We start from the raw sequence: 19,395 nt of genomic DNA on the forward strand, positions 1-19,395 counted from the left end.
CGTATGCCTGTACTCGACCCCAATCCCCAGAACGGCCAGAAGAAGCTGCTGCTCGTGCTCGGCTCGATGATGGCCATCACGGTAATCATCTCGATCATCGCGACGCTGGCCTCTCCGTAACCTCTGAGAGACCTCTGACCTCCGGCGTCCGGTGGTGGGGTTTTCCCCACCAACCCCTAGGGGGCCAGGGTCAGGGTGAAGTGGGTGGGTCACCGGATGGGTTCCCGCGCGCGCACTCCGTAGGTTCGACGTACATCAGCCGAACAGCGAAGACGGAGGCGGTCATGGCGGCCCGCGCGCACACCCGGCCCCACACCCCGGTTGCCGGGCACTCCGCCGTCGACATCCGCCTCCGGTGGTGGGCCGTCGCTCTCCCCGCCCTCGCTTTCGCCGTCCTGCTGCTCCTCATCGCGGGGCCGGGCGAGGCGCACGCGGCGACCGGCGATCCGACGGTCGCCGACCTCCTGGAACGCATCCAGCAGGCACTGTCCCACTAGGTCCCGCCGGTCGCCGGAACACCGTTCACCCGTGCTGGGGGAGCCCGTCAACACCCTGCGCCCCGTGGCGCGATTCGTGCGAAGCTGGGATGCATGAGCGTCGATACACCCCGCAGGATCGTCCTACTCCGGCATGCGAAGGCCGACTGGCCGCAGGTGTCCGACCACGATCGGCCGCTCGCCGACCGCGGCCGCAAGGACGCCCCGGTTGCCGGCCACCGGCTGGCTGACACGGGCATCACCTTCGACCTGGCTCTTTGCTCGACCGCGGCCAGGACCCGCGAGACCTGGAAGCTGGCCGTGCACGAACTGCCGCAGCGTCCCAAGACCGTCTACGAGGAGAGGCTGTACGAAGCCACTCTCGGTGATCTCCTCGCGCTCCTGAACGAGACCCCGGACGAAGTGAACGACCTCCTCGTCATCGGGCACAACCCCAGCATGCACGCGGCCGCGGACGCGCTCTCGGGCAGCAGCGAGGGTGATGCGATGGCCCGGATGACCAAGAGCGGCTTCCCGACCGCGTCGTTCGCGATCGTCGGCTTCAACGGCTCCTGGAAGTCCGTGGAGCACGGCGTCGGCAAGCTGCTCGACTACTGGGCCCCGCACGACTGAGCACGAGGCCCCGGCGCGAATGCCGCGCCGGGGCCCAGACTCACGCACTCACTCAGTGAGGCCGTCGGCAGCCTCGACCTCTTCACGGGTAATGCCGAGCAGATACAGCACGGTGTCCAGGAACGGCACATTCACGGCGGTGTCGGCGGCCCTGCGCACGACGGGCTTGGCATTGAAAGCGACACCGAGGCCGGCCGCGTTCAGCATGTCGAGATCGTTCGCACCGTCACCGATCGCGACGGTCTGGGAGAGCGGTACGCCCGCCTCGGCGGCGAAGCGGCGCAGCAGCCGGGCCTTGCCCGCACGGTCCACGACCTCGCCGATGACGCGGCCGGTGAGCTTTCCGTCGACGATCTCCAGCGTATTGGCGGACGCGAAGTCCAGCCCGAGCCGCTCCTTCAGGTCGTCCGTGACCTGCGTGAACCCGCCGGAGACGACGCCCACTTGGTAGCCGAGCCGCTTGAGTGTACGGATCAGGGTGCGGGCGCCGGGAGTGAGCCGCACCTCCTGCCGCACCTTGTCGACGACGTCGGCGTCGAGCCCGGCGAGCAGCGCGACGCGCGCGTGCAGCGACTGCTCGAAGTCCAGCTCGCCGCGCATCGCCCGGTCGGTCACCTCGGCGACCTTGTCCTCGCAGCCGGCGTGCGCCGCGAACAGCTCGATGACCTCGTCCTGGATGAGCGTGGAATCCACGTCCATCACGACGAGCCGCTGGGCGCGTCGGTGCAGCCCTGCCGACACCACGGCCACGTCGATACCGAGCTCGGCGGCCTCCAGCGCGAGCGCGGTGCGCAGGGGCTCGGTCTCCGTACCGGAGACGGCGAACTCCACCGCGGTGACCGGGTACTTGGCCAGTCGGAAGATGCGGTCGATGTTGCCGCCGGTCGAGGTGATAGTGGCCGCTATGGCGGCGGTCGACTCGGCGGTGAGGGGGTGCCCGAGCACGGTGACATGCGAACGCCCGCTGCCGCGCGGCCGGTTGTCGCCCGTACCCGAGATGATCTCGGCCTGGAGCCTGAGGGAGTCGGCCCAGCTGTGCACGGTGGCACGCAGGTCACCTGCGGTGCTCACGGTCGGCTCGGTGACGAGGGCGCACAGGACGATGCGGCCACGGGTGACGACCTGCTCGATGTCGACGACGTCGACGGAGTAGGCGGCAAGCGTGTCGAAGAGCCCGGCGGTGATCCCGGGACGGTCCTTCCCGAAGATCTTGACGAGAAGGGTGGGGGCAGCGTCAGGGGACGGGCTGGGCTGACTGGGCTGGGAAGCGCTCATGATGCCTCTACCGTATCCGGCCCCCTTCCCCCGCTCACCTCCTGTCCCGAGGACCGGACACCCTCCAGGTGTGTCCTCAATCGCCGGACGCCCCATCCAGCCCGTCCGGCGCTTGAGGACCGGGGTCTGGGGCAGCGCCCCGGTTCGGGAAGGGGCGGGTAGGGGAAAGCCCCGCAGGGACCGGTCACCGCCGCCATCCCGGCGGCGGGCCCTCCTCCGGAGGAGCGGGCGGAGGCACCGGCCGCGTCCCGGCCCCGGTGGCGGATTCGTATCCCGGTGCGACGGCCGATACGCGGCGCGGCCACCTGACCCCCGCCGCCCCCGTCGCACACGCCAGCAGCGCCCCCGAGCCCCCCGCACCCGCCCCCCAGACCGCACCCAGCAGTACGGCCATCGGCACGCTCCCGTGCAGCTCGATCCCCGCGCCGAACGCGTCGACCCCAGCACCGACAGGGACGCATCCGCCGATACGCCGGTCAGCCACACCAGCAGCGGCAGCGCGACCCCAGTCGCCACCCCCAGCCGCGCCGCGCACCGCCTCGCGAACCTCGCCACCGAAAGGCGCGCGCCGCGCCCCCGAGGCGTGCGCGCCGCCGTGAGCACCCCGGCGTACAGCATCATCACCGCGACCGCGACGCCCAGCAGCCACACCCGCCCGTCACCCGGCCGTCCCACGGCACGAGCAGCCCGAGCGGGATCCCCAGCCACACCCCGTTGGGCGCGCCGAGCAGCGCCGCACCCGCGATCCGCTTCGGATGGTCGCCCCCGGGGTCCCCGAGCGCCGCGTACGCCGCCGCGGCGAGCCCCGCGAGACCGCGACCACGAGCACCGTGACCAGAGCGGACGCGGCCGGCCGTACGACCCGGTGCGCCGCTTCCCACCCGCGCGGCAGCGGCGTACGACGCGACGCCGGCAGCGCGACGACCAGCACCCCGAGCACCCAGCACGCCGCGCCCACCAGCGACTCTCCGGCGTTGACGCTGAAGCCGACCGACGCCTTGGCGTCCGCGAGGTCGGCCAGCCCGTCGGGCAGCAGCCCTCCGATCCCACCCGGAGCGTCGCCGCCCGGCACCTGGTCGAGCCCGAGACCGGGCCCCAGCGCATCTCCTTTCCCGCACCGCGCAGGGACCGCAGGAAGAAGAAAGAGAGAAGGAGCGCACCGGCCAGCCCCACTCCAAGTGGCGTGATATCGACGGAGGTCGTCGCCTCCGCGCCTTCGAGGCCGAACGCCGGGACGTCGCCGGACGGACTGACCGAACCACCCGCCCCCAGGACCACAACAGCCGCGGTCATCGGCCCGAGCGACCCCGCCGAATCCGCGCCCAGCAGAGAAGCCCGAGGGAGGCCACGCCGGCCATGCCCGTCAACGCCCAGCTCACCGCGGCAATAGAGGCGAGCAGTACATCGCCCCACCGCACGCCGCTATTGCCGCTCGCACTTATCAGGCCCCCCCGATCCGTGCGGAATTGTCCTAAGTTGTTCTATTCGCGCATGATCCGTACGTACTCATGCGTGCTTACCACCCTCCGGAGGTATTTCTCCCGCGTCAACGGGCAGTCCCTGTGCGGTGGTCACGGGGCTCGACTTTCTAATTCGGGACTGGGCCTGAAATAGTTCCTCCCGATGTTCAGCATCCCTAGACTCCCTGCGACGGGGGTAGCTCGGGGGACAACTAGTGGGGCGCGGAGTGCCGGAACTCGTACTGGAATTGAATGGAAGGACCTGGACGCTCGATCCGTCCCGGTCGTACACCCTCGGGCGTGATCCGCAGGGTGACCTGGTGATCGACGACGCCAGGGTCTCGTGGCGGCATGCCACCGTCAGCTGGGGCGGCCGCAGTTGGGTCATCGAGGACCACGGCAGCACCAACGGCACGTACGTGCAGGGCCAGCGGATCCACCAGATGGAGATCGGCCCCGGCTCCGCCGTGCACCTGGGCAACGCCACCGACGGTCCGCGGCTGAGCCTGTCCGGCGCGGGGGTGCCCAGCGGGCAGGGCGCCATGGCTGCCCAGCGGCAGGCACCGCACCAGCCGGCACCGCAGCAGCAGGGCGCACCCGACTGGGCGGCCAAGGCACCGCACCAGCCGCACCAGCCTCAGCCGAACCAGCCCCAACAGGCATGGCAGCCGGCACCCCACCAGCCGCAAGTGCCCCACCAGCAAGGAGGCCAGGGCGGCGCCCCGGCCGGCGGTGTCGCGGGGGCTCCGCCGGTGTACGGCGACCGCAGCCCGACGACGTTCCACCACGTGGCCATGGGCCGCGTGATGCGGATCGGCCGTGCGCTGGAGAACGAGCTGGTCGTCTCCGACCTCCAGGTCTCCCGCCTCCACGCCGAGTTCACCGCCACACCCGACGGCCGGTTCCAGATCCGCGACCTCGGCAGCCACAACGGTACGTACGTCAACGGCCAGCCGATCCCCAAGTCCGGCACCGCGCTGCTCGGCCCGGCCGACATTGTCGGCGTCGGCCACTCCGCCTTCCGCCTGGTGGGCGACCGTCTCGAAGAGTTCGTCGACACCGGTGAGGTCTCCTTCTCCGCCCGCCACCTCACGGTCACGGTCGACGGCGGCAAGCAGATCCTCAAGGACGTCTCCTTCGGCGTACCGGAGAAGTCGCTCATCGCCGTCATCGGCCCCTCCGGCTCCGGCAAGTCCACCCTGCTCAAGGCGCTCACCGGCTACCGGCCCGCCAACCAGGGCGACGTCCTCTACGACAACCGCAATCTCTACAAGCAGTTCGCCGAGCTTCGCCAGCGCATCGGTCTGGTCCCGCAGGACGACATCCTGCACAAGGAACTGACCGTCAAGAAGGCCCTCAAGTACGCCGCCAAGCTCCGCTTCCCCGCGGACACCACGGAGGCCGAGCGCGAGCAGCGCATCAACGAGGTCCTCGGCGAGCTCAAGCTGGACATCCACAAGGAGAAGAAGGTCACCTCCCTCTCCGGTGGCCAGCGCAAGCGCGTCTCCGTGGCCCTGGAGCTGCTGACCAAGCCGTCGCTGATCTTCCTCGACGAGCCGACCTCCGGCCTCGACCCGGGCATGGACCGCGACGTCATGCAGCTGCTGCGCGGCCTCGCCGACGACGGCCGTACGGTCCTCGTCGTCACCCACTCCGTGGCCGAGCTCGCGATCTGCGACAAGCTCCTCGTCATGGCGCCCGGCGGCAGCGTCGCCTACTTCGGCCCGCCCGAGGAGGCCCTGAACTTCTTCGGCTACAGCACCTGGGCCGACGTGTTCTCCGCCTTCGAGAACTACCGCGACTACGACTGGGCGGGCCGCTGGCGCGGCTCCCAGCACTACCAGATGTACGCCGCGGACATCGACGCCGTCGCCGCGCAGCCCGTACACATGCCGCCCGCCCAGCAGATGCGCCCGCCCAAGCCGCAGAGCTGGGGCTCCCAGCTGTGGACCCTGATACGCCGCTATGTGTCGGTCATCGTGTCCGACAAGGGCTTCATCGGTCTCATGCTGATCCTCCCGGCGGTGCTGGGAATCGTCAGCACGGTGATCCCGGCGGACAGCGGCCTCGGCTTCGGACCGGAGAAGAACAGGCTGGTCAACAAGGACGTCGGTACGATCCTGCTGATCCTCGCGGTCGGCGCGTGCTTCTCGGGCGCCGCCAACTCCGTGCGTGAGCTGATCAAGGAACGGGTCATCTACGAGCGGGAAAGGGCCACCGGCCTGTCCCGCTCCGCGTACCTCATGTCCAAGGTCATCGTCCTCGGACTGATCACCGCCCTGCAGGGCATGATCATCGCGGCGATCGGTTTCGGCGCCCGCTCGAAGCTGCCGACCGAGGGCGTGATCTTCGAGGAGTATCCGGTCGTCGAGATGACGATCGTCATCAGCGCGCTCGGATTCACGTCGATGATGTTCGGCCTGATCATCTCCGCCCTGGTGAAGACCGCCGAGAAGACCATGCCGCTGCTGGTCATGTTCGCGATCATCCAGGTCGTCTTCACCGGTGTCCTCTTCCAGCTCCACGACAGCCCCGGCATCGAGCAGGTCGCCTGGCTGATGCCGTCACGCTGGGCCGTCGCGGCCCTCGGCACCACGGCGCAGCTCAACGTCACCATGCCGTGGGACCCGCTCAATCTCGACGGGCTGTGGGAGCACAGCGCCGGCCAGTGGGTGCTCGACATGGGCGTACTGCTCGGGATCGGCATCTTCTGCGGCTTCGTCGTGGTGCGCCTGCTGCGCCGCCACGAGCCGGAGGTCATGCGCAAGTAACGGCACCGGACACGCTGAAGGGCGGCACCCACGGGGGTGCCGCCCTTTCGCACGCTCTCGGACGTCAGGCTCAGTAGGCGCTGTTGACGTTGTCCATGGAGCCGTAGCGGTCGGCCGCGTAGTTGCAGGCGGCGACGATGTTGGCGACCGGGTCGTACTGGTCGTGCTTCGTGCCCGGGACGTGGTAAGCGTCGAAGGTCGGCTTGATGACCTGGAGCAGGCCCTTTGACGGGATGCCGTTGATGGCGTTGATGTCCCAGTTGTTGATCGCGCGCGGGTCTCCGGAGGACTCGCGGATGATGTTGCGGTGGATGCCCTCGTAGGAGCCGGGGATGTTGTGCTTCTTCATGATGGCCATCGCCTCACGGATCCAGCCGTCGAGGTTGTTGGCGTAAACCGGCTTGCGCGCGGCGGCGCGGCTCGCGGCCGCGCGCTCGTCGGCGCGCTTCTTCGCGTCCGCCTTGGCCTGGGCGTCAGCCTTGGCCTTCGCGGCGGCCGCGGCCTTCGCCTGGGCGTCGGCCTTGGCCTTCGCGTCGGCCTTCGCCCGCGCCTCGGCCACAGCCTTGGCCACCTTGTCGGCGCCGACCTGCTGCTGCGTGATGCTCGTGTGCACTGTCTTGGCCTGCGCGCTGTCGGCGGCCGCGGCCCACGCCACCGGGGCGACGGCGTCGACAGCGTGCGTGTCGGCCTCGGCCGACGCGTTGCTGGGGACAAGCGAGAACGTGAGGGCGGCGGCGCCGAGAGCGGCGACACCAGCGATCGAGAACTTGTGGTTCTTGTTCAGGCGGCTATAGCCAGGGGTGCGAGACGCGGACATGCAGACGTACCTCTTCAAGTAGCGGAAGCCGCAGAGTCGGTGCGACGGCAGCCATTGTTAGCGTCCGCAAAATCCTGTGGCAAAGGTGTGACGTACGATCCCCGGTAGTGGACGTATGCCCTCGCACAAGTGCCTGGCGCGGGGTGATACCCAGCCCATACGCCCCTTATTCATCAACTACGGCCCTTCGTAAGTGATGTGTGTCCTATGCGCGGGCTCACATCGGGCACGTAACGAACTCACCAATAGTTGCTCCTGCGATGCTCAGCGTGAGCGCCCTTTTTACGTCTGCTCCGGGAGGAGGAGGTGTACGTCGCCGAACTCGTGCCAGAGGTAGCGATGCCTCAGCGCCTCGGCGTATCCGCGGCGCAGAGCGGCCCGCCCGGCGACCGCCTCCAGCATCAGCAGATGTGACGCCTGCGGCTCGTGCAGCCCGGTCAGCAGTCCGTCCACGACATGGACGCCGCGCTCCGGTGTGACCACGAGCCCGGTCCACCCCGCCGCCTCCCGCACTACCCCGTCGGCCCCGGCCGCCGACTCCAGCGCCCGCACCGCCGTCGTCCCGACCGCGACGATGCGCCCACCGCCGGCGCGCGCCGCATTGACGACCCCCGCCGTGGCGGGGGTCACCTCGAAGCGCTCCGGGTACGGCGGCTCGTGCGCCTCGGCCGAGGCGACCCCCGTATGGAGGGTGAGCGGCGCGAACTGCACCCCCCGGCTCACCAGCTCCGCCACCAACGCCGCCGTGAAGGGCCGCCCCGCACTCGGCATCTCCGCCGAGCCCCCGCCGTCGGGGGACGGCAGGGCGAAGACCGTCTGGTACGCCGCCAGCGGCTGGTCCCGCTCCGTATACCCGTACCGGATGGGGCGCCCGTACCGCCGCAGCAGCCCCGGCACATCCCTTGCAGACACCCGCGCCCACCACAACCGCTCCCCGTCCGCCCCGACAGGCTCCTCCAGCACCAGCCGCCCATCCCCGGGCAGCCGCACCACGGTCCCGGCGGGCCCGCCGGGATGGGGCAGCGTGGCCCCCGTCTCCTCAGGAGTGCGCAGCTCGACGGCCCAGCGCCGATCGTCCCCAAGGGTGGAGAAATGCACTACGAGCCGCTCGCCGGCCCCACGGCCGGCGGCCGCCTCCACCCGTCCGTCCACCGCTGCCGGCAGCGTGGCCGACGTATTCACCACGAGCACGTCTCCGGCCCGCAGCAGCCCCGGCAGCTCGCGGAAGGCGTGGTGCGAGACCTCGGTACCCCGCGAAACGAGCAGCCGCACATCGTCCCGCCCCGCACCACGCTCCTCAGCGGGCACCCGCGCCGCCAGCTCCCCCGGCACCGCGAACCCCTCCACCACCGCCCCGCCCACCTCCGGGGCCCTGCGCGGACGCAGCCCGAGCCCTGTCCCCCCTGCACCGGCTTCCGCCGCCCCAGCGCCCACGCCCACCGCCGGCCGCCCCGACGCGGCGCTCGCGTCCCTCATCGGCCGGCCTCCAGCTCCAGCAGCGCCGACGCCGTATAACGCCCGCTCGCGGGCCGTGGCCGTACGTCGAGCAGCCGCAGAAACGCCGGGACCACAGACGCCGGCTCCGGCCGCCGCGCGGCGTCGTCCGGTACTGCCGCCGCGTACAGATCCGTCCGCATGTCGCCCGGGTCGACCGCCCACACGCGCAGCCCCGGCTCCTCCGCCGCCAGCACCGCCGACAGGTGGTCGAGGGCCGCCTTCGAAGCCCCGTTCCCGCCCCACGTCTCATACGCCTCCACCGCCGCGTCCGAACTCACCGAGACGACCGCGCCACCAGGGCCGCCCCCCTCCCCGTGCACGCCGCCCCCGGCCGCCCGCAGCAGCGGCAGTGCTTCCCGTACGAGACCGAGCGCCGCCACCACGTTCGTCTCCAGCGCGGCCCGCAGCCCCTCCACCGGCAGGTCCTCCAGCCGTACGAGCGGCTCCGCACCCAGCGCGCTCGCGTTGTTCACCAGCAGATCCAGTCCGCCCAGCCCCCGCGCGGCAGCCACCAGCTCCGCCCGGTGCGCGGCGTCGGTGACATCACCGGCCACGGCCACCACACGCGTCCCGTACTTACGCGCCTCCCGCGCCGCGTCCTCCAGTACGGGACCGGTCCTGGCATCCAGCACCAGATCCCAGCCCCGCTCCGCGAGCGCCGTCGCCAGCGCCCGCCCCAACCCCTTCGAAGCCCCCGTGATGATCGCAACCGGCATGACAACCGTCCCCTTTACATCTACGTCGCACCACACCGCATCGGTGCCCCCAACGTAGGAACCCGCCCCCGCCCCGCACCTCAGTCGCGCGTCGCCCGCACCAGGGCATTTCGACCTACGCCCTGCGTCCTGAGCGCAGGCCTCCCCAGGTCGGATACGACTGTCAGACCCCGCCGGTACGGTGACCACATGAGCCATCCCGACGCTCTCAACCGCGTTCGAGCAGGGGAGACACCGTCCCCCCGCGCCGGCCTGACGGCCGTCAGCACCGCGCTGCTCGCCATGAGCCGGCACCTGGAGGTGCGCGACGTCCTCAAGACGATCGTCGCCTCAGCCCGCGAGCTGCTCGACGCCGAGTACGCCGCCCTGGGCGTCCCCGACGACCACGGCGGCTTCGCCCAGTTCGTGGTCGACGGCGTCAGCGACGAGCAGTGGAAGGCCATCGGCCCGTTGCCCCGCCAGCACGGCATCCTCGCCGCGATGCTGCACGGCGCCGCCACCGAGCGCCTCGCCGACGTACGCAAGGACCCGCGCTTCGAGGGCTGGCCCTCCGCGCACCCCGAGATGTCCGACTTCCTGGGCCTGCCCATCCGCGACGGCGACGAAGTCATCGGCGCGCTCTTCCTCGCCAACAAGCGCTGCCCCAAGCCCGACGGCGTCTGCGGTTTCACCGAGGAGGACGAGGAACTGCTCGGCATGCTCGCCCAGCACGCCGCGATCGCCCTAACCAACGCCCGTCTGTACGAGCGCAGCCGCGAGCTCACCATCGCCGAGGAACGCTCCCGCCTGGCGCACGAGCTCCACGACGCCGTGAGCCAGAAGCTCTTCTCCCTGCGCCTCACCGCCCAGGCCGCCGCCGCCCTCGTCGACCGCGACCCGGCCCGCGCCAAGGGCGAACTCCAGCAGGTGGCCGCACTCGCCGCCGAGGCGGCCGACGAACTGCGCGCCGCGGTCGTCGAGCTCCGCCCCGCCGCCCTCGACGAGGACGGCCTCATCGCGACCCTGCGCACCCAGATCCAGGTCATGGACCGCGCCCACACGGCCAGGGTCACCTTCCACAGCCTGGGCGTACGGGCACTGCCCGCCGCCCAGGAGGAAGCCCTCCTGCGGGTCGCCCAGGAGGCACTGCACAACGCGCTGCGCCACTCCGGCGCGGCCCACGTCGACGTCGTACTGGAAAAGAGCGGCCAGGGCGCCCGCCTGAAGGTCAGGGACGACGGCAGCGGCTTCGACCCGAAGACCGTACGAAGAGCGGGCCGCCACCTCGGCCTGGTCTCGATGCGCGACCGCGCCGGCGGCGCGGGCGGCACACTCACCGTGGAATCGGCGCCCGGCAAGGGCACCACGATCGAGATGGAGGTCCCCGGTGGCTGAGGCGGCCGCACGACCGGCGAAGAACGGCATCCGCGTACTACTCGTCGACGATCACCAGGTCGTACGCCGGGGCCTGCGCACCTTCCTGGAGATCCAGGACGACATCGAGGTCGTCGGCGAGGCCGGCGACGGCGCCGAGGGCGTGGACCGGGCCGAGGAGCTCCGCCCCGACGTCGTACTCATGGACATCAAGATGCCGGGCACAGACGGCATCGACGCACTCCGCAAACTCCGCGAGCTGGCCAACCCCGCCAAGGTCTTGATCGTCACCAGCTTCACCGAGCAGCGCACCGTCGTCCCCGCCCTGCGCGCCGGTGCCTCGGGTTACGTCTACAAGGACGTGGACCCGGACGCCCTGGCCGGCGCCATCCGCTCCGTACACGCGGGCCACGTCCTCCTCCAGCCGGAGGTGGCGGAGGCCCTGCTGTCCCAGGACGAAACGAACAGCGGCACGGGCCGGGGGAGCACGCTCACCGAACGGGAGCGGGAGGTGCTGACGCTGATCGCCGACGGCCGCTCCAACCGGGAGATCGCCCGCACCCTGGTCCTCTCCGAGAAGACCGTCAAGACGCATGTTTCGAACATCCTGATGAAGCTGGATCTCTCCGACCGCACCCAGGCGGCCCTGTGGGCCGTCCGACATGGGATTACGGGTTAATCGGACGGTCTACGTCCGGTCCGAGATTCATACCGTCGGGTGTATGTCCCCCACATGGCGCATCCTGATCGACTCCGGGACGTTCTTCATGGCGTGCTGCGGCGGCTGGCCGCAGCGACGTCTAGGAGGATCCTGAAGTGAAGAACCTGAAGAAGGCCGCTGCCGTCACCATGGTCGCGGGCGGCCTCATCGCCGCCGGAGCCGGTGTTGCCTCCGCCACCGACAGCGGTGCGCAGGCCCAGGGCAAGGCCGTCCACTCGCCGGGCGTCGGCTCCGGCAACCTGGTCCAGGTCCCGGTCCACGTCCCGGTGAACGCCTCCGGCAACACCGTCAACGTCATCGGCGCCCTCAACCCGGCCTTCGGGAACCACGCCATCAACCACTGACCGGCCTCGGTCGAGCGGTGACCACCGGCCCCCAGGCGCACAGCGCCTGGGGGCCGGTCGCGTACTGCTTTCAAGCGGGGCCCCTCACCGCCCCCGCTCCCGCTCCTCCACCCACGCGTTGTACGCCGCCACCTGAGCCCGCCGCGCCACCCGCTCCACCGGCCGCAGCGCCTCCCCCCGGCCCGCCATCTCGGACGCACTCACCGCACCCCCGTGCCCGTTCTCGTACGCCAGCGAGATCAGCAGCCCCACCCGCTGCGCCAGCTCCAACACCCGTACCGCACGCGGCGGATACCCGGGCGCCAGCACCTCGCGGCCCGCCTCGGCCCGCGCCCGGTACGCGTCCAGCGCCGCCTCCGCCACCGGCCCCGACCCGGCCACGTCCAGCCGCGACAGCACCGCCGTCGCGTCCCGAAGCCCCTCCGCGAGCTCCCGCTCCGCCTCCCCGAGCGAGGGCACGTCGGCGGGCGGCGCCTCCCGTACGGCCAGGCAGTGCCAGGTCACCTCAACCCGCACATCCCCGGCCGGCCCCACCTCGTACACCTCCGGCACCAGCCCCACCGCCGCCCCCGAGCAGACCACGGCCTCCTCCGCCTCCAGCGCCCGAGCGTTGAACTCCGGCGGCCCGCTGAGCCCCAGCGGATGCCCGGGCGCGGGCAGCGCGACCCGGAAGCCGGTCACACCCAGCGCACGAAGCCGCCCCAGGGCCAGCGTGAGCCCGACCGGCCCCGCCTCCCCGGGGACACCTTCCACCCGGTGCACCGCGTCCTCCCCGACAATGGCGAGCGCGACATGATCCGGCGAAGCAAGTCCGGCCAAAAGGGCATTTCCCCATGCGGCCAGTCGTCCTGAGCGAGGTTCGGAAAGCATGCCCCCAGCCTAGGCAACGGACCTACCAACCGGATCACTCGACCGGTGGCGTAGGTTTTCCCCTGGAGCTGTGCCTCCAGGCACGCCCGACATTCTCGAGACTGCATGGGGAGACAACGCGCTCATGAGCGATGTACTGGAGCTGGTGGACGTATCCGTGGTCCGCGACGGACGCGCTCTGGTGGAAGACGTCTCCTGGTCGGTCAAGGAGGGCGAGCGCTGGGTCATCCTCGGCCCGAACGGCGCCGGCAAGACCACCCTGCTGAACGTCGCCTCCAGCTACCTCTTCCCGTCCACCGGCAGCGCCAAGGTCCTCGGCGAGACGCTCGGCAGCCCCGGCACCGACGTATTCGAGCTCCGCCCGCGCATCGGCATGGCCGGCATCGCGATGGCCGACAAGCTGCCCAAGCGCCAGACCGTCCTCCAGACGGTGCTCACCGCCGCGTACGGCATGACCGCCACCTGGCACGAGAACTACGACGAGGTCGACGAGCAGCGCGCCCGCGCCTTCCTCGACCGCCTCGGCATGACCGACTTCCTCCACCGGAAGTTCGGCACGCTCTCCGAGGGCGAGCGCAAGCGCACGATGATCGCCCGCGCGATGATGACCGACCCCGAGCTGCTGCTCCTCGACGAGCCCGCCGCCGGTCTCGACCTCGGTGGGCGCGAAGACCTCGTCCGCCGCCTCGGCCGCCTCGCCCGTGACCCGTACGCACCCTCGATGATCATGGTTACGCACCATGTCGAGGAGATCGCCCCCGGCTTCACCCACGTCCTCATGATCCGGCAGGGCAAGGTCCTCGCCGCGGGTCCCGTCGAGACGGAACTGACCTCCCGCAACCTCTCCCTGTGCTTCGGCCTCCCGCTCGTCGTCGAGCGCAGGTCCGACCGCTGGACGGCGCAGGGCCTGCCACTCGCCTGACATCCCGCGGCAACGCCCGCACCACGTCCGCGCCCTGTCCGCGAAGACTCCCCGCACCTACCATGACCATGTGGACATCGACGCATGGGTGTGGTGGCTGATCGGCGCTGTCGGGCTGGGAATTCCGCTCGTGGTGACCGCGATGCCCGAGTTGGGAATGCTGTCGGCGGGCGCGGTCGCCGGCGCCGTAACAGCGGGCCTGGGCGGCGGAATCGTCGCCCAGGTACTGGTCTTCGCCGCGGTCTCGGTCGCGCTCATCGCGGTTGTACGCCCGATAGCGGCCCGCCACCGCTCCGACCGGCCCGAACACCGCACCGGCATAGACGCGCTAAGGGGCCGTCAGGCGGTGGTACTGGAACGGGTCGACGGCAGCGGCGGCCGGATCAAACTCGCGGGCGAGGTGTGGTCCGCGCGGTCCCTCGACGCGAGCCAGAGCTTCGAACCCGGCCAGCAGGTCGACGTAGTCGAGATCGACGGAGCGACAGCGGTAGTGATGTAGCCCGACGCAACCCGGCCAGGTAAGCCGAACACCCCGCACACCGACCGGCGTTCTGGGAAGATTGATCATCAGATCTCAGTCTCTCCCGAGAAGCACAACACGAAGGGCACGGGAAACGCGATGTCATCCGTCATCATCGTCCTGATCATTCTGGTGGTGCTGGTATTCATCGCCCTGATCAAGACGATCCAGGTCATCCCGCAGGCCAGCGCCGCCATCGTTGAACGCTTCGGCCGCTACACGCGCACCCTCAACGCCGGTTTGAACATCGTCGTCCCGTTCATCGACTCGATCCGCAACCGGATCGACCTCCGCGAACAGGTCGTGCCCTTCCCGCCCCAGCCGGTGATCACCCAGGACAACCTGGTCGTCAACATCGACACCGTCATCTACTACCAGGTCACCGACGCCCGCGCCGCGACGTACGAAGTCGCCAGTTACATCCAGGCGATCGAGCAGCTCACCGTCACCACGCTGCGCAACATCATCGGTGGCATGGACCTGGAGCGGACCCTGACCTCCCGCGAGGAGATCAACGCGGCGCTGCGCGGTGTCCTCGACGAGGCCACCGGCAAGTGGGGCATCCGCGTCAACCGCGTCGAGCTCAAGGCGATCGAGCCGCCCACCTCCATCCAGGACTCGATGGAGAAGCAGATGCGCGCCGACCGCGACAAGCGCGCCGCGATCCTCACCGCCGAGGGCATCAGGCAGTCCGCGATCCTCACCGCGGAAGGTGAGAAGCAGTCCGCGATCCTGCGCGCCGAGGGTGAGGCCAAGGCATCCGCACTGCGCGCCGAGGGCGAGGCCCAGGCCATCCGTACGGTCTTCGAGTCCATCCACGCCGGCGACGCCGACCAGAAGCTCCTCGCGTACCAGTACCTCCAGATGCTCCCGAAGATCGCCGAGGGCGACGCCAACAAGCTCTGGATCGTGCCGAGCGAGATCGGCGACGCACTCAAGGGCCTCAGCGGCGCCTTCGGCAACTTCCCCGGCGGGGCCCCCGGCTTCAGCACCGGCCAGGAACGCCGCCAGGACCCCCCCATCGACTGACGCGGGCCTGCGGTCGTGCATGATCGGTGCACCAAGCACCGATCATGCACAGGAGCAGGGACACACCGTGACCATCTGGGAGATGCTCGCCGTTTTCGCCGCGGGCGTGGGCGCCGGGACCATCAACACCATCGTCGGTTCCGGAACCCTCATCACCTTCCCGGTCCTGCTCGCCACCGGCCTGCCGCCGGTCACCGCGACCGTCTCCAACGCCCTCGGCCTGATCCCCGGCTCCATCAGCGGCGCCATCGGCTACCGCAAGGAACTCACCGGCCAGCGCCGCCGCATCCTGCGCCTGAGCGCGGCCGGCGCCGTCGGAGGCCTCTGCGGGGCCGTACTGCTCCTCGCACTCCCACCGACCGCCTTCGAAACGATCGTGCCGGTCCTGGTCGGCCTCGCCCTTGTCCTGGTGATCCTGCAACCCCGTATCACCAAGGCCGTGCAGCGCCGCCGTGAACGCAACGGCACCCGCACCGACGCCGACGGCGGCCCGCTCCTCATCACCGGCCTCCTCCTCGCCAGCGTGTACGGCGGCTACTTCACCGCGGCCCAGGGAATCATCTACGTCGCCCTGATGGGCATGCTGCTCACCGACACCCTGCAACGCCTGAACGCCACCAAGAACGTCCTCGCCGCCGTCGTCAACACCATCGCCGCGACCTTCTTCCTCTTCGCCGCGGAATTCGACTGGACCGCCGTGGCCCTCATCGCGGTCGGCTCCACCCTCGGCGGCCAGCTCGGCGCCAAGATCGGCCGCCGCCTGCCCGCGCCCGCCCTGCGCGCACTGATCGTGGCCGTAGGCACGGTAGCGATCGTCCAGCTCCTGCTGCGCTGACCCACAGAAGCCCGCCCCCGAACAACGAAGGCGGGCCTTTACTGATCGCTACGCGGACTGCGCCAGCCACTCCGGCAGCGCCGACCGCTCATCCGCCCCCAGCGCCAGCAGCATCGCGTCGGCGGGCGAGGGTACGAACGGCGTGCGCAGCAGCGGCATCCCCGCCTCGTCCGGCGTACGGTCCGCTTTACGGTGGTTGTCCTCCGCGCAGGACGCCACCGTATTCAGCCAGCCGTCCCCGCCGCCCTGAGCCCTCGGCACCACGTGGTCGACGGTGGTGGCCCGCCGCCCGCAGTACGCGCACCGGTGCTGGTCCCGTATCAGCACACCGCGCCGCGACCACGGTGCCTGTCTTCGGAAGGGCACCCGGACATAACGGCACAGCCTGATCACCTGCGGCACCGGAAGCTCCACGGCGGCCGCACGCATCCGCAGACCGGGGTGGGCCTGTTCGACGACGGCCTTGTCCGTCAGGACAAGCACCACCGCCCGGTTCAGTGTCACCGTAGACAGCGGCTCGAAGCTCGCGTTCAGTACCAGCGTGTCCCGCATCCCGCCCACCCTCCCTGCGCCGGCCCACCTCATGGCGGACTTGGATCAACTCTGACCGGGCACACCGAGATGGACAACGCAATAAAAAAGATGCCCGTCCCTGATCTCTTCCAAGACCAGGGACGGGCAAACAGAAAGTGAACGCTCAACTCACCGCGGGAGCCTCGTATTCGGCGACCAGCTGCGCACGCCCGAGCGTGTGGAACCGGAGGTTGAATCCCACAGCGGCGGGGGAGGCGTCGGCGTCAGGACCGAGCTTCTCCGTGTCCACCGCGTAGACGGTGAACACATAGCGGTGCCGCTCGCCGGCCGGCGGCGCCGCCCCGCCGAAGTCCTTCGACCCGTAGTCGTTACGGACCTGAACGGCGCCCGGCGGCAGCCCCTCGAACTTCCCGCTGCCCGCTCCGGCCGGCAGCTCCGTCACCGACGCCGGAATGTCGAACACGGTCCAGTGCCAGAACCCGCTGCCGGTAGGCGCGTCGGGATCGAAACACGTCACGGCAAAGCTCTTCGTCCCGGCGGGAAACCCCTCCCACCGCAAGTGGGGCGACGTATTGCCGGCCGCGTACACCTGGGCGTCCTTCAACACCGCCCCATCCGCGACATCCTCACTCACCACGGTGAACGAGGGCACGGGCGGATGGAAGTCATGGGGAAGCGGCGGGCTCTTTGCCTCGGACACGTCTGGACCTCCGATGTGAACTGTTGCTGCTACCTGACGGCCCCCGAGCCTAGAGCCAGTTGCGCTGACCGCCGACCTGCGCAAGCCACTGGTTGAGGTAGGCGACCCAGTCGGTTCCCTGGAAGTCGTTCAGCCCGACCTTGAAGGCCCGGTAGGAGTCGCTGCTCTCACTGAACAGCCCCGGCTTCTTGTCCATCTCCAGGACGACATCCATCTCGCGGTCGTCCGCGACGAAGGTCAGCTCGACCTGGTTCAGCCCGCGGTACTGCTGCGGCGGCTGGAACTCGATCTCCTGGTAGAAGGGCAGCCGCTGACGCGTCCCCCGGATGTGACCGCGCTCCATGTCCGCGCTCTTGAAGCGGAAGCCCAGCTGCGCGAAGGCGTCCAGGATCGCCTGCTGCGCCGGCAGCGGGTGCACGTTGATCGGGTCCAGATCACCCGAGTCGACGGCCCGGGCGATCTCCAGCTCGGTCGTCACCCCGATGTTCATCCCGTGCAGCTGCTGACCGGCGATGCTGGTGACCGGGGTCTCCCAGGGAATCTCCAGCCCGAAGGGCACGACATGCACGGCGCCGGCCTTGACCTCGAAGGCGCCACCGAGCCGCTGCTTCGTGAACTCGATGTCCTGCTTGACCTCCTGGTCGCCGCCCTCGACCTCCACGCGCGCCTGCAGACCGACGGAGAGCCCCTCGATCTGCTGATCGACCGAACCGCCCTGGATACGCACCTCGCCCTGCACCACACCACCAGGCACGACGTTCGCCTCGGTCAGCACCGTCTCCACCGACGCGCCACCGGCACCCAAGCTCGCAAGCAACTTCTTGAAGCCCATGACTTCTCCCAGATCTTTGGTTCTGACTCTGACTCTGACTCTGACCAGTACAAACGCGGAAGCGCCACGACCGGTTCCGTGGCCCTCACCCTGGCAAAGCGTGCGCCTCAAGGCCACCTAACCGAACGTGCGACTTCCACTACGCTCGGAGGGCATGATCACGGACCCCGACCGTACGCCGCTCCCCAGGACGTTCTTCGACCGCCCCGTACTGGAGGTCGCCCCCGACCTACTGGGGCGCACCCTCGTACGACTGACCGACGACGGCCCGATCGAGCTCCGCATCACCGAGGTCGAGGCCTACGACGGACCGGGCGACCCGGGATCGCACGCCTACCGCGGAAAGACCCAGCGCAACGCGTCAATGTTCGGCCCACCCGGTCATGCGTACGTCTACTTCATCTATGGCATGTGGTTCAGCCTCAACCTGGTCTGCGGCCAGGAGCACACCGCGAGCGGCGTCCTCCTGCGAGGAGGAGAGGTGACGCGCGGCCAGGATCTGGTGCGCAAGCGACGACTCTCGGCCCGGAGCGACAAGGAACTGGCCAAAGGCCCGGCCCGTCTCGCCACCGGACTCGCCATCGACCGCACCCTGGACGGCACCGACCTCTGCGCCGGCCCCGAGTCCCCTCTCTCCGTACTGCACGGCACCCCAGCCCCTGCTGACCTGGTTCGGAACGGTCCACGCACCGGGGTGGGCGGCAAAGGCGCGGACCACCCCTGGCGATTCTGGATCGAAGGAGATCCGACAGTGAGCCCTTTCAGGGCCCACACGCCACGCCGCCGACGAACTTGACGTGGCCCAGGCGGACGCCTAATGTGGCCCGAGCCGCTTGAGACGGGCACTGCTGTCGGTACGGGCTTTCGAGCCGACCGAGGCGGACCCCGAAGCGGCCAAACCACTACCTACGACTTCCCTGACGGGTTCGATTTCGGCATGCCCGAATTCCGACTCACCGGCCCGATTATGAGCCGCAAGGGGAATCCGCTAAAGTAGTGACCACGCCGAAAGGGAAACGCGAAAGCGGAAACCTGAAAGCGGCCCCGCCGACGGGGAATCGGACACGAGAGAGTCTGATAGAGTCGGAAA

At 69.9% G+C, this 19,395-nt stretch carries 21 protein-coding genes and 2 pseudogenes; 12 read left to right on the plus strand and 11 right to left on the minus strand.

What is annotated here, in order from left to right:
- The first annotated feature begins 3 nt into the window (after nucleotides 1–3).
- From J7E96_RS37435 to J7E96_RS16450, 3 genes are all read left to right on the plus strand, one after another.
- Nucleotides 4–120 carry an SGM_5486 family transporter-associated protein gene (locus J7E96_RS37435; protein ID WP_251060054.1) on the plus strand — a complete coding sequence of 39 codons (117 nt, stop codon included), beginning with the start codon at nucleotides 4–6 and terminating at the stop codon, nucleotides 118–120.
- Nucleotides 121–284: 164 nt separating this feature from the next.
- On the plus strand, nucleotides 285–497 hold the full coding sequence (locus tag J7E96_RS16445; protein ID WP_215132142.1) for a hypothetical protein: 213 nt from the start codon (nucleotides 285–287) through the stop codon (nucleotides 495–497).
- 93 nt (nucleotides 498–590) lie between these two features.
- The gene (locus tag J7E96_RS16450) at nucleotides 591–1,109 is read left to right on the plus strand and encodes a histidine phosphatase family protein (RefSeq protein WP_215132144.1); all 519 of its coding nucleotides are present in this window, start codon (nucleotides 591–593) and stop codon (nucleotides 1,107–1,109) included.
- A gap of 48 nt (nucleotides 1,110–1,157) precedes the next feature.
- Here the strand turns inward: J7E96_RS16450 and serB are convergent, their stop codons facing one another.
- The 4 genes and pseudogenes from serB to J7E96_RS38830 form a co-directional block, all read right to left on the minus strand.
- Nucleotides 1,158–2,384: a phosphoserine phosphatase SerB gene (serB, locus tag J7E96_RS16455; protein WP_215132146.1), complete on the minus strand. Its 1,227-nt coding sequence runs from the start codon at nucleotides 2,382–2,384 to the stop codon at nucleotides 1,158–1,160.
- Nucleotides 2,385–2,870: 486 nt separating this feature from the next.
- Nucleotides 2,871–3,005 (minus strand): annotated as a pseudogene (locus tag J7E96_RS38820) (hypothetical protein); the annotation flags it as partial.
- A gap of 37 nt (nucleotides 3,006–3,042) precedes the next feature.
- Entirely contained in the window at nucleotides 3,043–3,456 is a 414-nt protein-coding gene (locus tag J7E96_RS38825) for a streptophobe family protein (RefSeq protein ID WP_374196688.1), read from the minus strand.
- Between the two features lie 92 nt (nucleotides 3,457–3,548).
- Nucleotides 3,549–3,677: pseudogene (locus J7E96_RS38830) on the minus strand (hypothetical protein); the annotation flags it as partial.
- 382 nt (nucleotides 3,678–4,059) lie between these two features.
- On the opposite strand from J7E96_RS38830, the gene J7E96_RS16465 reads away from it, so the two are divergent.
- On the plus strand, nucleotides 4,060–6,615 hold the full coding sequence (locus J7E96_RS16465) for an FHA domain-containing protein (protein ID WP_215132147.1): 2,556 nt from the start codon (nucleotides 4,060–4,062) through the stop codon (nucleotides 6,613–6,615).
- 70 nt (nucleotides 6,616–6,685) lie between these two features.
- On the opposite strand, the gene J7E96_RS16470 is transcribed toward J7E96_RS16465, so the two are convergent.
- From J7E96_RS16470 to J7E96_RS16480, 3 genes are all read right to left on the minus strand, one after another.
- Nucleotides 6,686–7,432, minus strand: coding sequence for a transglycosylase SLT domain-containing protein (locus J7E96_RS16470; protein WP_215132148.1), 747 nt, complete (start codon nucleotides 7,430–7,432; stop codon nucleotides 6,686–6,688).
- Between the two features lie 282 nt (nucleotides 7,433–7,714).
- On the minus strand, nucleotides 7,715–8,908 hold the full coding sequence (locus tag J7E96_RS16475) for an S-adenosylmethionine:tRNA ribosyltransferase-isomerase (protein ID WP_215132150.1): 1,194 nt from the start codon (nucleotides 8,906–8,908) through the stop codon (nucleotides 7,715–7,717).
- Nucleotides 8,905–9,645, minus strand: a complete 741-nt coding sequence (locus tag J7E96_RS16480) for an SDR family oxidoreductase (RefSeq protein WP_215132152.1) — start codon at nucleotides 9,643–9,645, stop codon at nucleotides 8,905–8,907. Before J7E96_RS16480 ends, J7E96_RS16475 begins: the two co-directional genes overlap by 4 nt.
- 189 nt (nucleotides 9,646–9,834) lie before the next feature.
- On the opposite strand from J7E96_RS16480, the gene J7E96_RS16485 reads away from it, so the two are divergent.
- The 3 genes from J7E96_RS16485 (at nucleotide 9,835) to J7E96_RS16495 (ending at nucleotide 12,063) form a co-directional block, all read left to right on the plus strand.
- The gene (locus J7E96_RS16485) at nucleotides 9,835–11,019 is read left to right on the plus strand and encodes a GAF domain-containing sensor histidine kinase (protein WP_215132154.1); all 1,185 of its coding nucleotides are present in this window, start codon (nucleotides 9,835–9,837) and stop codon (nucleotides 11,017–11,019) included.
- The gene (locus tag J7E96_RS16490; RefSeq protein ID WP_308295991.1) at nucleotides 11,012–11,677 is read left to right on the plus strand and encodes a response regulator transcription factor; all 666 of its coding nucleotides are present in this window, start codon (nucleotides 11,012–11,014) and stop codon (nucleotides 11,675–11,677) included. The genes J7E96_RS16485 and J7E96_RS16490 overlap by 8 nt, the downstream gene beginning before the upstream one ends.
- A 137-nt stretch (nucleotides 11,678–11,814) precedes the next feature.
- On the plus strand, nucleotides 11,815–12,063 hold the full coding sequence (locus J7E96_RS16495; protein ID WP_215132157.1) for a chaplin: 249 nt from the start codon (nucleotides 11,815–11,817) through the stop codon (nucleotides 12,061–12,063).
- Between the two features lie 84 nt (nucleotides 12,064–12,147).
- On the opposite strand, the gene J7E96_RS16500 is transcribed toward J7E96_RS16495, so the two are convergent.
- The gene (locus tag J7E96_RS16500; protein ID WP_215132159.1) at nucleotides 12,148–12,933 is read right to left on the minus strand and encodes a hypothetical protein; all 786 of its coding nucleotides are present in this window, start codon (nucleotides 12,931–12,933) and stop codon (nucleotides 12,148–12,150) included.
- A gap of 124 nt (nucleotides 12,934–13,057) precedes the next feature.
- Here J7E96_RS16500 and J7E96_RS16505 point away from each other — a divergent pair, with 124 nt between their 5' ends.
- The 4 genes from J7E96_RS16505 to J7E96_RS16520 all read left to right on the plus strand — a co-directional run bounded on the left by J7E96_RS16505 (nucleotide 13,058) and on the right by J7E96_RS16520 (nucleotide 16,239).
- Nucleotides 13,058–13,855, plus strand: coding sequence for an ABC transporter ATP-binding protein (locus tag J7E96_RS16505; protein WP_215132162.1), 798 nt, complete (start codon nucleotides 13,058–13,060; stop codon nucleotides 13,853–13,855).
- A gap of 70 nt (nucleotides 13,856–13,925) precedes the next feature.
- Nucleotides 13,926–14,354 carry an NfeD family protein gene (locus J7E96_RS16510; RefSeq protein WP_215132164.1) on the plus strand — a complete coding sequence of 143 codons (429 nt, stop codon included), beginning with the start codon at nucleotides 13,926–13,928 and terminating at the stop codon, nucleotides 14,352–14,354.
- 120 nt (nucleotides 14,355–14,474) lie between these two features.
- On the plus strand, nucleotides 14,475–15,404 hold the full coding sequence (locus J7E96_RS16515; protein ID WP_215132166.1) for an SPFH domain-containing protein: 930 nt from the start codon (nucleotides 14,475–14,477) through the stop codon (nucleotides 15,402–15,404).
- 67 nt (nucleotides 15,405–15,471) lie between these two features.
- Entirely contained in the window at nucleotides 15,472–16,239 is a 768-nt protein-coding gene (locus J7E96_RS16520) for a sulfite exporter TauE/SafE family protein (RefSeq protein ID WP_215132168.1), read from the plus strand.
- 48 nt (nucleotides 16,240–16,287) lie between these two features.
- Here the strand turns inward: J7E96_RS16520 and J7E96_RS16525 are convergent, their stop codons facing one another.
- The 3 genes from J7E96_RS16525 to J7E96_RS16535 form a co-directional block, all read right to left on the minus strand.
- Nucleotides 16,288–16,791 carry an HNH endonuclease gene (locus J7E96_RS16525; protein WP_215132170.1) on the minus strand — a complete coding sequence of 168 codons (504 nt, stop codon included), beginning with the start codon at nucleotides 16,789–16,791 and terminating at the stop codon, nucleotides 16,288–16,290.
- Nucleotides 16,792–16,936: 145 nt separating this feature from the next.
- On the minus strand, nucleotides 16,937–17,473 hold the full coding sequence (locus J7E96_RS16530; protein WP_215132172.1) for a YbhB/YbcL family Raf kinase inhibitor-like protein: 537 nt from the start codon (nucleotides 17,471–17,473) through the stop codon (nucleotides 16,937–16,939).
- 49 nt (nucleotides 17,474–17,522) lie between these two features.
- Nucleotides 17,523–18,305, minus strand: a complete 783-nt coding sequence (locus J7E96_RS16535) for a sporulation protein (RefSeq protein WP_215132174.1) — start codon at nucleotides 18,303–18,305, stop codon at nucleotides 17,523–17,525.
- A 154-nt stretch (nucleotides 18,306–18,459) separates the two neighbouring features.
- Between J7E96_RS16535 and J7E96_RS16540 the strand changes: the two genes are divergently transcribed.
- Nucleotides 18,460–19,101: a DNA-3-methyladenine glycosylase gene (locus J7E96_RS16540; protein WP_215132176.1), complete on the plus strand. Its 642-nt coding sequence runs from the start codon at nucleotides 18,460–18,462 to the stop codon at nucleotides 19,099–19,101.
- The last annotated feature ends 294 nt before the right edge of the window (nucleotides 19,102–19,395 follow it).

Origin of the sequence: Streptomyces sp. ISL-96 (assembly GCF_018614035.1) — a bacterium.
Classification (GTDB): Bacteria; Actinomycetota; Actinomycetes; order Streptomycetales; family Streptomycetaceae; genus Streptomyces.